This is a genomic window from Streptomyces sp. SCUT-3, assembly GCF_014083985.1.
In the GTDB taxonomy this organism is placed as follows: domain Bacteria; phylum Actinomycetota; class Actinomycetes; order Streptomycetales; family Streptomycetaceae; genus Streptomyces_H; species Streptomyces_H thermolineatus.
On the sequence record NZ_CP046907.1, the window covers coordinates 1,768,957 to 1,783,973 of the forward strand.

Annotated in this window: 8 protein-coding genes; 4 read left to right on the top strand and 4 right to left on the bottom strand. The window is 74.2% G+C overall.

Features of this window, described 5'->3' with window-relative positions:
• Positions 1-82: 82 nt before the first annotated feature.
• The 3 genes from GQS52_RS07675 to GQS52_RS07685 all read right to left on the bottom strand — a co-directional run bounded on the left by GQS52_RS07675 (position 83) and on the right by GQS52_RS07685 (position 2,927).
• Positions 83-580 carry an ATP-binding protein gene (locus GQS52_RS07675; RefSeq protein WP_182312631.1) on the bottom strand — a complete coding sequence of 166 codons (498 nt, stop codon included), beginning with the start codon at positions 578-580 and terminating at the stop codon, positions 83-85.
• Positions 581-877: 297 nt separating this feature from the next.
• A complete protein-coding gene (locus GQS52_RS07680; RefSeq protein WP_182312633.1) occupies positions 878-1,645 on the bottom strand; it encodes an enoyl-CoA hydratase-related protein in 768 nt (255 codons plus the stop codon).
• Between the two features lie 118 nt (positions 1,646-1,763).
• The gene (locus GQS52_RS07685) at positions 1,764-2,927 is read right to left on the bottom strand and encodes an Ig-like domain-containing protein (protein ID WP_182316282.1); all 1,164 of its coding nucleotides are present in this window, start codon (positions 2,925-2,927) and stop codon (positions 1,764-1,766) included.
• Positions 2,928-3,343: 416 nt separating this feature from the next.
• Here GQS52_RS07685 and glgX point away from each other — a divergent pair, with 416 nt between their 5' ends.
• The 4 genes from glgX (at position 3,344) to GQS52_RS07705 (ending at position 12,048) form a co-directional block, all read left to right on the top strand.
• Entirely contained in the window at positions 3,344-5,677 is a 2,334-nt protein-coding gene (glgX, locus tag GQS52_RS07690) for a glycogen debranching protein GlgX (protein ID WP_182312635.1), read from the top strand.
• A 140-nt stretch (positions 5,678-5,817) separates the two neighbouring features.
• Positions 5,818-7,773, top strand: a complete 1,956-nt coding sequence (locus GQS52_RS07695) for an ABC transporter transmembrane domain-containing protein (RefSeq protein ID WP_182312637.1) — start codon at positions 5,818-5,820, stop codon at positions 7,771-7,773.
• Positions 7,770-9,788, top strand: a complete 2,019-nt coding sequence (locus GQS52_RS07700; RefSeq protein WP_182312639.1) for an ABC transporter transmembrane domain-containing protein — start codon at positions 7,770-7,772, stop codon at positions 9,786-9,788. Before GQS52_RS07695 ends, GQS52_RS07700 begins: the two co-directional genes overlap by 4 nt.
• A 244-nt stretch (positions 9,789-10,032) precedes the next feature.
• Positions 10,033-12,048 (top strand): M4 family metallopeptidase, encoded by a 2,016-nt coding sequence (locus GQS52_RS07705; RefSeq protein WP_259370642.1) that lies wholly within the window; start codon positions 10,033-10,035, stop codon positions 12,046-12,048.
• Positions 12,049-12,208: 160 nt separating this feature from the next.
• Here the strand turns inward: GQS52_RS07705 and glgP are convergent, their stop codons facing one another.
• The gene (glgP, locus tag GQS52_RS07710; RefSeq protein WP_182312643.1) at positions 12,209-14,890 is read right to left on the bottom strand and encodes an alpha-glucan family phosphorylase; all 2,682 of its coding nucleotides are present in this window, start codon (positions 14,888-14,890) and stop codon (positions 12,209-12,211) included.
• Positions 14,891-15,017 lie beyond the last annotated feature (127 nt).

Here is a 15,017-nt window from a genome sequence, read left to right on the forward strand (position 1 = left end):
TTCGGGTGGCCGGGCGCAACGCCTAGTCCTACACTGCCCCCCTTTCGCAGCAGGCCTCCGCGGCAGCGCCGGGCGCCGGCCGTCAGTGGTCGGCGACGCGCATCTCGAACCAGGTGGTCTTGCCGCGCGGCAGCAGGTCCGCCCCCCAGCGGTCGGAGAGCCGGTCGACGAGGAACAGGCCGCGTCCGCCGGTGTCCTGGTCGGTCACCGGCATCAGGCACGGCAGCGCACGGGAGGGGTCGCGCACCTCGACGCGGATCCAGCCGCGCCGCCGCAGGATGCGCAGGCCGAAGGTGCGGGCGCCGGTGTGCCGGACGGCGTTGCCCACGAGTTCGGACACCAGCAGTTCCGCGTTCTCGGCGAGCTCCCCCAGTCCCCACAGGCGCAGGACCGAGACGGTGAGCCGGCGGGCGGCGGAGGCCGACTCCGGCCGCGAGGGGAGCTGCACCTCGTCGACCGAGGGGTCCCCGACGAGGTCGAGCGCCATCGACGCGCGGGTGTCCTCGACAGTGGGTGCCCGTCCGGCGGCGGCCGTCGCCGTTCTCCGCCACGACTGCTCGAAACCACCCCTGGCCGTCATGCGGAACATCATGGCCGCCTACTGGCCGGTCGGGTCCGGAACCTGCGAATTCAACGGCCCGCCGGAGCGGCTTTCGCCCGTTCGGGGCGGCGCGCGGGCCGGATGTGCGCGCGGTGCGCACGAGATGTGTGCGACGCGTGGTCCGGACGTGCGCGAAATGCAGGGGCGCGTGCGGGACGCACCCGTGCCGGGCCGGCCGTGCGGCCGGCCCGGCACCCGGGATCCCGGGGCCCGGGGGTCCGGGAACCGGGAGTCCGGAAGCCCGGGGTCCGGGGCCCGGGAGTCCGGGGTCCGGGGTCAGACGAACTTCGCCTTGCCCGGCCCCTCCTCGACGAAGCTGCGCATGCCCCGCTCGCGGTCCTCGGTGGCGAACAGGGACGCGAACAGGTTCCGCTCGATCGTCAGGCCGGTGTCGATGTCGGTCTCCAGGCCGGCGTCCACCGCCTCCTTGGCCGCGCGCAGCGCGTACTGCGGGCCGGCGGCCAGCTTCGACGCCCACTCCAGGGCCGCGGTGTACACCTCCTCCGCGGGGACGACGCGGTCCACCAGGCCGATGGTCAGGGCCTCGTCGGCCCGCACGTGGCGGCCGGTGAAGATCAGGTCCTTGGCCTTGGAGGGGCCGACGAGCCGGGACAGCCGCTGGGTGCCGCCGGCGCCGGGGATCAGGCCGAGGAGGATCTCGGGCTGGCCCAGCTTGGCGTTCTCGGCCGCGATCCGCACGTCCGCGCACAGCGCCAGTTCGCAGCCGCCGCCGAGCGCGTAGCCGGTGACGGCCGCGACGACGGGCTTGGGGATGCGGGCGACCGCGGTGAAGGCGTCCTGCAGGGCGCGGGACCGCTCGACCATGTCGGTGTGGGACATGGCCTGCATCTCCTTGATGTCCGCGCCCGCCGCGAACACCTTCTCCCCGCCGTAGAGGACGACGGCCCGCACGTCGGAGCGTCGCCCGGCCTCCTCCGCGGCCTCGCGCAGCCGGTCCTGGGTGGCCGCGTCCAGTGCGTTCATCGGAGGGCGGGCCAGCCGGATCGTGCCGACGCCGCCGTCCACCTCGAGGTTCACAGTCATGGCCGGAGCGTACTGCCCCGTGCGCGGCCGCGGCCCGGCGGCCCGGCCCCCGCCGGGGGGTGCCGGGCCGCCGGGCCGCGGGTGCGCGAAGGGGGCCCCGCAGGCCCCCCGGCGGGGCCTACTGCTCGGCGGTCCACTCCTCCCAGGACATGTTCCAGCCGTTGAGGCCGTTGTCCGGGGCGACCTTCTTGTCCTTGGAGTTCTTGACCTCGACCACGTCGCCGACGATCGAGTTGTCGAAGAACCAGGCGGCCGGGGTGGTGCTGCCGCCGCCGCGCACGTCGCGCAGGCCGACGCAGCCGTGGCTGACGTTGGCCGAGCCGAACGTGCCGGCCGAGGCCCAGTAGTTGCCGTGGATGAAGGTGCCCGAGGTGGTCAGCCGCATGGCGTGCGGCACGTCCTTGATGTCGTACTCGCCGCCGAAGCCGACGGTGTCGCCGTTCATCCGGGTCACCTCGTACTTCTCGGTGATCACCATCTTCCCGTTGTAGGTCGTGGTGGCCGGGGCGCCGGCGGTGATCGGGAACGTCTTGACCGTCTTCCCGTCGCGCACGACCTTCATCGTCTTGGCCGCCGCGTCGACGGTGCTGACCTGGCTGCGCCCGACGGTGTACGTCACGTCCTTGGACTGGGTGCCGTAGACGCCCTCGGCGCCCTCGACGCCCCTCAGCCGCAGGCTCAGGGTGATCTTCGTCCCCTTGGCCCAGTACTTCTCGGGCCGGAAGTCCAGGCGGCGGTCGCCGAACCAGTGCCCCTCGACCGGCACCGACGGCGAGGCGGTGACCTTCACGGCCTCCTCGACGGCCTTCCGGTCGGTGATCGGCCGGTTGAAGTTGAGGGAGACCAGCATGCCCGCGCCGACGGTGTCGCCGTCCTCGGGCGTGAAGTGGCCGATGAAGGTGTCCTCCGGCACCACCGTGGTGAACACCGAGTGCCTGGCGGACCTGCGGCCGTCGGCGTCCTCGGCGACCGCGTCGACGCTGTACCGGGTGGCGTTCCACAGCGCGTGGACCGGTTCCCAGGCGGTGCCGCCCCCGGTGATCCTGCCCTCGACCTCGTTGCCCTTGTCGTCCTTGACCTCGACCGAGGTCAGCTTCCCCTTGGCGGCGGTGACCTCGAGCGCGCCCGCGGTGGCCACGTCCTCCGCGCCGTCCTCGGGGAGGACGGTCACCACCGCCTGCGAGGCGGTCCTGTCGCCGCCGGCCTTCTGCTTCCCGTCCTTGCCCCCGTCGCCCGCATCGGCGCTGCCGCCGCCGCAGGCGGTGGCCACCAGCATCAGCATCCCGATCAGCAGCGCCGTCGGCGCCGCTCCCCTGCGGCCCCCCGGTGCCGCCGCCCGTATCGGCTTCACCCTCTGCTCCCCTCCGCGGACGTCCCGCGAAAGGGGTGCGCGCAGCGCGCACCCCCCGGCCCGGGACGTCCCGGCCCGATTCACCTGATCCCCCTGGAAAGCGCGGGCCTTTCCGGCACACCGCGCTGATACAAGTCAGACAATCACATTCCTTGCTGCGGACGGGGCACCGCCGTGTCACCGTTTGGTTCCAAGGGGTCCGTCCCGCCGTCACCCGGCAGTCCGGAAAAGGCCGGTGAGCGTGAGAGCCCGCACCGGTGCGGGAAGAAAGGGAGCAGGACCCTGCGGGGCCGGTCCGGAAAAGGGGACACCGCGACCGACCCGCGCGAGCAGCAGGAGGCGGTCACGTGACGAGCACGCGTGAGCACGGGGCCGCGCAGGCGGCACCCCCGGCAGGAGCGGCCGGGACGGCACGACCGGGCGCCCCGGCCGCGGCCGGCACCCCGCCCGCGGCCCGCACCCGGCCGGTGTGGCCGGGCGAGCCCGAACCCCTGGGGGCCCGTCACCGCGCCGGCCCCGACGGCGGCCCCGGCACCAACTTCGCCCTGTGGGCGGCCGGCGCGGAGGCCGTCGAGGTGTGCCTGTTCGACGACGACGGCACCGAGACCCGCTGCCCGCTGCCCGAACGCACCCGGCAGGTCTGGCACGGCTTCGTGCCCGGCGTCCTGCCCGGACAGCGGTACGGCTACCGGGTGCACGGCCGCTGGGACCCGTGGACCGGCGCCCGGTGGAACCCCGCCAAGCTGCTGCTCGACCCCTACGCGCTCGCCGTGGACGGCGAGTTCGGCCTCCCCCCGGGGGTGCGCACGGGCCGCCCCCTGCCCCTTCCGCCGCAGGTGTACGCGCACGCCCGCGACTGGCCCGAGCAGCACGTCGCCGACACCGTGCGCGACGACCGCGACTCGGCCCCGTACGTGCCCAAGGGCGTGGTGGTGCACGACCCCTACGACTGGTCCGGGGACCGCCGTCCCGACACCCCCCTGGCCGACTCGGTGATCTACGAGCTGCACGTGCGCGGCTTCACCAAGCGCCACCCCGGCGTGCCCGAGCACCTGCGCGGCACCTACGCGGGCCTGGCGCACCCCGCCGCGCTGGAGCACCTGGTCTCCCTGGGCGTCACCGCGGTCGAACTGCTGCCGGTGCACCAGTTCGCCCACGAGGACCACCTGCTGCGCCGCGGGCTGGTCAACCACTGGGGCTACAACTCGGTCGGCTGGTTCGCCCCGCACGCCGCGTACGCCGCCTCCGACAGCCGCGGCGGGCAGGTCCGCGAGTTCAAGGAGATGGTGCGGGCCCTGCACGCGGCCGGCATCGAGGTGATCCTCGACGTCGTCTACAACCACACTGCCGAGTCCGGGGAGCTGGGCCCGGTGCTGTCGCTGCGCGGCATCGACAACCGCGCCTACTACCGCCTACAGCACGACGCCCGCCGCTACGCCGACGTCACCGGCTGCGGCAACACCCTGGCCGTCGTCCAGCCGCAGGCCCTGCGGCTGGTCACCGACTCGCTGCGCCACTGGGTCACCGAGATGGGCGTCGACGGCTTCCGCTTCGACCTGGCGCCGGCCCTGACCCGGTCCGTGTGGAACGAGGTCGACATGCTCTCGCCCTTCCTCGCGGCCGTCGCCCAGGACCCCGTGCTGCGCCGGGTCAAACTGATCGCCGAACCGTGGGACGTGGGCCTCGGCGGCCACCGGACCGGCGCCTTCCCCCCGCAGTGGGCGGAGTGGAACGACCGCTACCGCGACACCGTGCGCGACTTCTGGCGCGGCGCGGGAGCGGACCTGCGCGACCTGGGGTACCGGCTGTCCGGCTCCAGCGACCTGTACGCGCACAACGGGCGCGGCCCCTGCGCGTCCGTCAACCTCGTCACCGCGCACGACGGTTTCACCCTGCGCGACCTGGTCAGCTACCACCACAAGCGCAACGGGGCCAACGGCGAGGACAACCGCGACGGCACCGACGACAACCGGTCGTGGAACTGCGGCCACGAGGGCGAGACCGCGGACCCGGGGATCACGGCCCTGCGCCGCCGCCAGATCCGCAACCTGCTGACCACCCTGCTGCTGTCGTCCGGGGTCCCGATGCTGGTGGCCGGCGACGAGATGGGCCGCACCCAGGGCGGCAACAACAACGCCTACTGCCAGGACAACGAGACCTCCTGGGTGGACTGGTCGCTGCTGGAGGACCCGTCCTGGCGCGCCCTGGCAGGCCTGGTCTCCCGGCTCGTCGCACTGCGCCGGACGCATCCGGTGCTGCGCCGGCGGACGTTCTTCACCGGCCGGCCCGGCCCCGGCGGCCTGCGCGACCTGGCCTGGTTCACCCCCGCGGGGCGGGAGATGACCGAGCAGGACTGGTTCGCGCCCGCCGACGCCCTGGGGATGTACCTGTCCGGCCGGGACCTCCCCGGGCGCGACCGCCTGGGCCGCCCGGTTTCCGACGACAGCTTCCTGGCCGTGCTGCACCGCGGCCCGCTGCCGGCGGACTTCACCCTCCCCGGAGCGCCGTGGGCGGCGGAGTACGAGGTCGTGGCGGACACCTCGCTGGAGGAGCAGCCGGCCCCGGGCGGCGTCCGGCACCCCGGCGGGGCGGTGGTCGCCGTTCCGGCCCGCAGCGTCCTGCTGCTGCGGGCGCTCCCCGAGGCCCCGGAAGGGCGGGACGGCCACGGGGCCGGCGCCTGAACCCGGGGCCGGCACCCGGCCCCGGGGCCCGTCCGGCCGGAGGATCCCCGGGCCCGGGCCGCCGGACGCACCGCGGCCGGGAGCGGTCGTCCGAAAAACGGGGTGATCACTGTCAGTGCCTGCGTCTACCCTCGTGCGTGATGGAGCAGACGCCCGCCACCGGCACTTCCCCGGACACGCCCGCCGCCCCCCGCACCGACACCGACACCGGTCCCGCCTCCGGCACCGGTCCCGCCTCCGGTCCCGCCTCCGGCACCGGTCCCGCCTCCGGTCCCGCGCCCTCCCCGGGCACGGCCGGGGAGGGCGGACCGTCCGCCGGACGCTCGCCCGTCCGCTCCCTGCTGCGCCTGTGGCCCTGGGTCAGGCCGGTGCGGGCCCGGCTGATCGGCTCCGCCGCGGCCGCCGTCACCGCCTCGTGCCTGGGGCTGCTGTTCCCCCTGGTGCTCAAGGAGATCGTCGACGGGCCCGTGGCCGACCGGGACCCGGCCGGCATCTGGCTGCCGGCCGTCGCGCTGCTCGGGCTGGGCGTGGCCGAGGTCCTGCTGTTCGGACTGCGCCGCTGGCTGGTCGCCCGGTCGATGGCGGGGGTCGAGACCCGCCTGCGCGCGGACCTCTACCGCCACCTGCAGCGGCTCCCCGTCGCCTTCCACGACCGCTGGGCCTCGGGGCAGCTGCTCTCGCGCGCCACCGGGGACCTGACCGTGCTGCGGATGTTCCTGGCGTTCGTCCTGGTCTTCCTCGTGGTCAACGGCACCACGATCGTGGTCGGACTGGGCATCCTGCTCGCCCAGGACTGGCTGCTCGGGCTGGTCCTCCTGGCCCCCACCCTGCCGCTGATCGCCGTCTGCTCGCTGTTCGAGACGCGGTACGCCCTGCAGACCCGCCGGGCCCAGGACCAGGCCGGGGACCTGGCCACGGTGATCGAGGAGTCGGTGCTCGGCATCCGGGTGATCAAGGCGTTCGGCCGGCACCGCAGCCAGGCCCGGGCCTTCCACCGGCAGTCCGAGCAGCTTCGCGGCACCGAACTGCGCAAGGCCCGGCTGCTGTCCGACCTGTGGGCGGTCGTCATCGGCCTGCCCGAGCTCGCCATGGGCGCGGCGCTGGTGATCGGCTGCGTGCAGGTGGCGGACGGGGACCTGTCGGCGGGGACGCTGGTGGCGTTCCTGGCCGTCGCCCTCGCCCTGCGCTGGCCCGTGGACTCGATCGGCTGGATGCTGGCGTTCAGCAACGAGGCGGCCACCGCGGCCGACCGCTACTTCGAGGTGATGGACTCGCCCCCCGCGGACCCGGACGGCGAGGACCTCCCCCTGCGCCGGGACGGCCTGCGGTTCGAGGGGGTGCGCTTCCGCCACCCGGACGCCCCGCCCGGCTCCCCCGACCTGCTGCGCGGGGTGGACCTGCACGTGCGCCCGGGCGAGACGATGGCCCTGGTCGGGGCCACGGGATCGGGCAAGACCACGTTGACGTCCCTGGTCCCGCGCCTGCACGAGGCGACCGGCGGGCGGATCCTCCTGGACGGGGCGGACGTCTCCCGGCTGCCCCGGGAGCGGCTGCGCGAACTCGTCGCCGTGGCCTTCGAGGACCCGGTCCTCTTCTCCGCCACGGTGCGCGAGAACGTCCTGATGGGCGCCGAGGGGGCCGGCGAGGAGGCCCTGCTCCGGGCACTGGAGACGGCGCAGGCGCAGTTCGTGCACGGGCTGCCCGAGGGGCCGGACACCGAGGTGGGCGAGCAGGGGCTGAGCCTGTCCGGCGGCCAGCGGCAGCGCCTCGCGCTGGCCAGGGCCGTGGTCGGCTCGCCCCGCTTCCTGGTCCTGGACGACCCCCTCTCGGCCCTGGACGTGCACACCGAGTCGCTGGTGGAGGCGGCGCTGCGCCGGGTCCTGGCCACCACCACCGCGCTGGTCGTGGCGCACCGGCCGTCCACGGTGCTGCTGGCCGACCGGGTGGCCCTGCTGGACGGCGGCCGGATCGCCGCCGTCGGCACCCACCACGAACTGCTGGAGCGCTGCCCGCGGTACCGCGAACTGATGTCCGGCCGGGCCGTGCCCGCCGAGGACGGCCGTGACGGGACTCCGGAGAGGACCCCAGCCCCATGACGACGAGCACGTCCCGCGCACAGGACCGCCCGGAGCCGCACGACCGTCCGGAGCCGCAGGAGCACGCGGAGCCGCACGACCGTCCGGAGCCGCAGGAGCACGCGGAGCCGCAGGACCGCCCGGAGAAGGCCCCCGCCGACGGGCGCACGGCCGGGAAGGCCCCCTCCGCGGGGCCGCCCGCCGAGGACTCCCCCGCCGAAAACGCCCCCGTCGAGGAGGCCTCCGCCGAGGAGGCCCTCGCCGAGGAGGACATCCCGGTTCCGCCGGGGGCCGCGGCCTCGCTGCTGCGTTCCCTGCTGCTCCCGCACCGGCTGCGCGTCGGCCTGGCCCTGCTCCTGCTGCTGCTGCAGCAGGCCTGTGCCCAGGCGGGGCCGCTGCTGGTGGCGTTCGCCATCGACCGGGCGGTGCCCGCGCTGCGCCGGGGCGATTTTGGGGTGCTGGTCGCGGTGGCCGCGGCGTACGGGGTGTCCGCGGTGGGCAGTGCCGTGCTCCAGCGCGGGTACGTCCGCACCACCGCCACGGTGAGCCAGTCGGTGCTGCTGGACCTGCGCGGCCGGATCTTCCGCCACACCCAGGCGCTGAGCCTGGACTTCCACGAGCGGTACACCTCGGGCCGGATCGTCTCCCGGGCCACCTCGGACGTGGACGCCCTCCGCGACCTGCTGGACGAGGGACTGGGGGAGCTGCTGTCGGTGTGCGTGTCGGTGGTGTACATCACCGCCGTGCTGCTGGCCGCGGACTGGCGGATGGGGTCGGTGGCGGTGGCGTCCACGGTCCCGCTGTACCTGGTGGTGCGGTCGTTCCGGCGCCGGTCCGCCGGCGTCTTCCGCCGCAACCGCACCGCGGTGGCGCAGGTCATCGTGAAGTTCTCCGAGACGATGAACGGCATCCGCCCCGTGCAGGCGTTCCGCCGGGAGCGGGCCAACGACGCCGCCTTCGGGCGGCTGAACGACGCCTACGGCCGGACGGTGGGCGACGGGGTCCTGGAGATGGCCCGGTACGTGGTGCTCTCCCGGCTGGTGGCGAACACCACGGTGGCGGGCGTGGTGGTGTGGGGGGCGTACCGGGTGGCCGACGGCACCCTGGCGCTGGGGGTGCTGGCCGCTTTCGTGCTGTACCTGCGGCGGCTGTACGACCCGATCGACCGGCTGGGCATGTTCCTGAACTCCTACCAGTCGGCCGCCGCCGCGCTGGAGAAGATCGCCGGTCTGCTGGCCCGGCGCCCGGCGGTGCCCGAGCCGTCGCGTCCGGTGCCGCTGCCGGAGCGCGGGGCCGGGCGGGGGCGCGAGGTGGTCTTCGAGGGCGTGGCCTTCGAGTACCGCCCGGGGGTGCCGGTGCTGCCGGAGTTCTCCCTGCGGATCCCGGCCGGGCAGACGGTCGCGGTGGTGGGGGCGACGGGCGCCGGCAAGTCGACGCTGGCGAAGCTGCTGGCCCGGTTCTACGACCCGTCGGCGGGCCGGGTGCTGCTGGACGGGGTGGACCTGCGGGAGTTGGCGTCCCCTCAGCTGCGCAGCGGCGTGGTGATGGTGACCCAGGAGTCGTTCCTGTTCTCGGGGACGGTGGCGGAGAACATCGCGGTGGGCCGCCCCGACGCCACGCGGGAGCAGGTGGAGGCGGCGGCGCGGGCGATCGGGGCGCACGAGTTCGTCGCGTCGCTGCCGGAGGGCTACGACACGGACGTGCGCAAGCGCGGCGGGCGGATCTCGGCCGGGCAGCGGCAGTTGGTGGCGTTCGCCCGGGCCCTGCTGGCGGACCCGTCGGTGCTGGTCCTGGACGAGGCGACCTCCTCGCTGGACGTGCCGGGCGAGCAGGCGGTGCAGCGGGCGATGCACACGGCGCTGCGCGGGCGGACCGCCGTGATCGTCGCGCACCGGCTGTCGACGGTGGAGATCGCCGACCGGGTGCTGGTGATGGAGGCCGGACGGATCGTCGAGGACGGGACGCCGGCCGAACTCATCGGCGGCACCGGCAGGTTCGCCGGCCTGCACCGGGCATGGCGGGACAGTCTGGTGTGAACCGGGACGTCCGGGCGTTCGCTGTCCGGACGGCGGGAGTTTCTTAACGGACGCTTTACAGAACTCCGCACTTTCAATGGGTGACAAGTACACGTCACAAGTGGCACGCTCTCCCCCGTCCGTCGCACACCGGTTCCCCTTTCGGTCGCACGGACGACTGCGCTCCGCCCGGTCGGCCACCGTCGCCCGGTTCCCCACCCGGCCGCCCCCACCACGCGGCCGAAGCGCACGAGGAGACCCCACCGTGTCCCGTCCCGCCCACAGACGTGCCGCCACCGGCGCCCTGCTCGCCGCCTCCGCCCTCCTGGCGGCCGGCCTGCAGGTCACCGCCGCCCAGGCCACCCCCACCGCCCCCGCCGCCGCGAAGCCCAAGGCCGACGCCGGCGCGATGCCCGTCAAGCTCTCGGCCGCCGAGCGCGGCTCCCTGCTGGCCACCGCCGCGGACCGCGCCGACGCCACCGCCGACCGCCTGGGCCTCGGCTCCCAGGAGGAGCTGCGGGTCGTCGACGTCGTCAAGGACGCCGACGGCAGCGTGCACACCCGCTACAACCGCACCTTCGCGGGCCTCCCCGTGCTCGGCGGCGACCTGGTGGTCCACCAGAAGCCCTCCGGCGCGCACGAGGGCGTCACCAAGGCGGTCAAGGCCGACGTCAAGGTCTCCTCCACCGAGGCGAAGGTCACCGCCAAGGCCGCCAAGGCCAAGGCCGTCGAGGCCGCCGAGGCCGAGAAGGCCGACGACCCGGCCGCCAAGAGCGCCCGCAAGGTGGTCTGGGCCGCCGACGGCAGGCCCACCCTGGCCTGGGAGACGGTGGTCACCGGCCTGCAGCACGACGGGACCCCCAGCGAGCTGCACGTCATCACCGACGCGAAGACCGGCAAGGAGCTGTACAGCTACGAGGCTGTCCACACCGGCACCGGCACCGGCCAGTACAACGGCAGCGTCACCATCGGCACCACGCTGTCGGGCAGCACCTACCAGCTGAACGACACCACCCGCGGCGGCCACAAGACCTACGACCTCAACGGCGGGTCCTCCGGCACCGGCACCCTGTTCACCGACGCCGACGACGTGTGGGGCAACGGCCTGCCGAGCAACCGGCAGACCGCCGGCGTGGACGCCCACTACGGCGCGCAGGCCACCTGGGACTACTACAAGAACGTCCACGGCCGCAACGGCATCCGCAACGACGGCAAGGCCGCCTACAGCCGGGTCCACTACGGCAACGCCTACGTCAACGCCTTCTGGTCCGACTCCTGCTTCTGCATGACCTACGGCGACGGCTCGGGCAACACCAAGCCGCTGACCTCGCTCGACGTGGCCGCCCACGAGATGACCCACGGCGTCACCTCCAACACCGCCAACCTGACCTACAGCGGCGAGTCCGGCGGCCTCAACGAGGCGACCTCCGACATCTTCGCGGCCGCGGTGGAGTTCCGCTCCTCCAGCGCCGCCGACCCGGGCGACTACATGGTCGGCGAGAAGATCGACATCAACGGCAACGGCACCCCGCTGCGCTACATGGACAAGCCCTCCAAGGACGGCTCGTCCAAGGACTACTGGTACTCCGGCCTCGGCTCGGTCGACGTGCACTACTCGTCCGGCCCGGCCAACCACTTCTTCTACCTGCTCTCCGAGGGCAGCGGCGCCAAGACCATCAACGGCGTGAGCTACAACAGCCCGACCTACGACGGCCTGCCCGTCACCGGCATAGGCCGGGCCAACGCCGAGAAGATCTGGTACAAGGCCCTGACCACGTACATGACCTCCAGCACCAACTACGCCGGCGCCCGCACCGCCACCCTGAGCGCCGCCGCCGACCTGTTCGGCTCGGGCAGCGCCACCTACAACGCGGTCGCCGACGCCTGGGCCGCGGTCAACGTCGGCGCCCGCTCCGGCGGTGGCGGCGGCGGTGGCGGCACCTCCTTCACCAACGGCACCGACATGGCCATCCCGGACGCCGGCTCCGCGATCGAGTCCCCGATCACCGTCACCGGCGTGACCGGCAACGCCCCCAGCACGCTGAAGGTGAACGTGCAGATCACGCACACCTACATCGGCGACGTGAAGATCGACCTGGTGGCCCCCGACGGCAGCGTCTACGCCCTCAAGGCCGCGAGCTACGACTCGACGGACAACCTGGACACCACCTACACCGTCAACGCCTCCTCCGAGGTCGCCAACGGCACCTGGAAGCTGCGGGTGCAGGACATGTACCGCTCCGACACCGGCACGCTGACCAACTGGGGCCTCACCTTCTGACGGGTCCCCGCAGGTCCTGACGGGCCGTCCGCCGAGGGACCCCGGCGCACGGAACCCGGAACACGGACCCCGGAGCACACGCACGGAGCACACCCGGGCACACGGGCGGGGCCCGGCGGCCGTCACAGGCCGCCGGGCCCCGCCCGCGCGTGCGGCCGCGTCAGCGCAGCAGGCCGCCGGCCGGTTCCCCGGCCCGGCCCCCGCCCCCTCCCCCGTCCGGGACCGCGATCAGCCCGAGCTCGGTCCCGGAGGCGAGGAGCCGGTGGGCGGGCAGGATCCGCACCGTGTAGCCGAACGGGCCGGTGCGGTCCAGCTGCAGGGGGCCCTCGAAGATCCAGCGGCCCTCCAGGTCGGGACCGCCCACCGGCTTGAGCGCGACCGCGGTGCCGCCGGTGATCCGGTCCGCCTCGTCCACCCGGCCGGAGACCGCCTGCACCTCGACGTCCGCCGGGTCCAGGCCGCCGAGCGCCACCTGCACCCGCAGCGACAGCGTCGCCCCCAGCTCCGCCGTGCCGGAGAGCGAACCGGCCTCGACGTGGTCGACCGCCACCTTCGGCCAGGCCGCCCGCACCCGGGCCTTCCAGCGCGCCAGCTCCGCGGCCGGGCGCGCCCCCCGGGCCGTCATCGTGCGGTGCGCCCGGGCCGCCGGGGCGTAGAGCCGCTCCACGTAGTCGCGGACCATCCGCCCGGCCAGGACCTTCGGGCCCAGCGTGGTCAGGGTGTGCCGGACCATCTCGATCCACCGGCGGGGCAGGCCGGAGGAGCCCCGGTCGTAGAAGCGGGGGGCGACCTGGCCGGAGAGCAGGTCGTACAGGGCCGCGGCCTCGATCGCGTCGCGGCGGTCGGTGTCGCCCTCGGCGGTGCAGCCGTCGGCGGTGGGGATCGCCCAGCCGTTGTCGCCGTCGAACCACTCGTCCCACCAGCCGTCCAGCACCGACAGGTTGAGGCCGCCGTTGAGCGCGGACTTCATCCCGGAGGTGCCGCACGCCTCCAGCGGGCGCAGCGGGTTGTTCAGCCACACGTCGCACCCGGGGTACAGGTGCTGGGCCATGGCCATGTCGTAGTCGGGCAGGAAGACGATCCGGTGCCGCACCTTCGGGTCGTCGGCGAACCGCACCAGCTCCTGGACCAGGCGCTTGCCCGCGTCGTCGGCCGGGTGCGCCTTGCCGGCCACCACGATCTGGACCGGCCGCTCCGGGTGGAGCAGCAGTTCGGTGAGGCGGGCGCGGTCGCGCAGCATCAGGGTGAGCCGCTTGTAGGAGGGGACGCGCCGGGCGAAGCCGACGGTGAGCACGTCGGGGTCGAGGACGTCGTCGACCCAGCCGAGTTCGGCGTCGGCGGCGCCGCGCTGGCGCCACGAGGCGCGGACCCTGCGCCGCACCTCGTGCACCAGCTGCTCGCGCAGGGTGCGGCGCAGCTCCCAGATCACGCCGTCGGGGACGCCCGCGACCGGGTCCCAGTGCTCGGCGGCGCCCACCGCCATGGCGTCCTCGGCGCGCTGCATCCCGATCTGCCGGGCTCCCAGGCGCAGCACCTCGGGGGCGACCCAGGTGGGGGCGTGGACGCCGTTGGTGATGGAGGTGATGGGCACCTCCTCGGGGTCGAAGCCCGGCCACAGTCCGGCGAACATGGTGCGGCTGACCGAACCGTGCAGGGTGCTGACGCCGTTGGCGCGCTGGGCCAGGCGCAGGCCCATGACGGCCATGTTGAACACCCGCGGGTCGCCGCCGGGGTAGTCCTCGGCGCCCAGGCGCAGGACCCGTTCCACCTCGACGCCGTCCAGTTCGCCGTCGGCGGCGAAGTGGCGGGCGACCAGGTCGCGGTCGAAGCGGTCGATGCCGGCGGGGACGGGGGTGTGGGTGGTGAACACGGTGCCGGCCCGCACCGCCTCCAGGGCGGCGTCGAAGTCCGTGCCCTCCCCGGCGGTGACCATCTCCCGGATGCGCTCCAGGCCGAGGAAGCCGGCGTGGCCCTCGTTGGTGTGGAAGACCTCGGGCTCGGGGTGGCCGGCCAGCCGCTGGTGGAGGCGGACCGCGCGCACGCCGCCGATGCCCAGCAGCATCTCCTGCAGGAGGCGGTGCTCGCTGCCGCCTCCGTAGAGGCGGTCGGTGACGCCGCGTTCGGCGGCGCCGTTCTCCTCGACGTCGGAGTCGAGCAGGAGCAGCGGGACCCTGCCCACCTGCGCCTTCCACACGCGGGCCCGCAGCATCCGGCCGCCGGGCAGGGCGAGGAAGACCAGGGCGGGCGCCCCGGACTCCTCGCGCAGGAGGGTCAGCGGCAGCTCGTTGGGGTCGAGCACCGGGTAGTGCTCCTGCTGCCAGCCCTCGCGCGAGAGCGACTGGCGGAAGTAGCCGTGCCGGTAGAGCAGCCCGACGCCGACGACGGGCACACCCAGGTCGCTGGCGGACTTGAGGTGGTCGCCGGCCAGGATGCCCAGGCCGCCGGAGTACTGGGGGAGGGCGGCGGTGATGCCGAACTCCGGTGAGAAGTAGGCGATGGCGGCGGGCAGCGCGTCCTTGCCGCCGGGCAGGGGGGCGTGGGCGGGGGAGCCCTGGTACCACCGCGGGTTGGCCAGGTAGTCGCGCAGGTCCTCCACGGCGGCGTCGAGGCGGCGCAGGAACCTGCGGTCCGCCGCCAGCACCGCGAGCCGCTCGGCGGAGACCGTGCCGAGCAGCCGCACCGGGTCGCCCCCGGCGGCCCGCCAGCCCGCCGGGTCGACGGTGTGGAAGAGTTCGCGGGTCTCCGGGTGCCAGGCCCAGCGCAGGTTCTGGGCGAGTTCTCCGAGTGGCTGCAGGGCTTCCGGCAGCACCGTACGCACAGTGAAACGACGAATTGCCTTCACCCCTCGACCGTAGCCGCGAACGGGCCGCGGGCCGGGCGGGTATCCCGGAAGTCCCGTGCCAAACCCGGATGGGTGCAGTCGTATTCACCCGTGTGCACGCACAAGGGGCGCGTGCGCCGCACGGGGA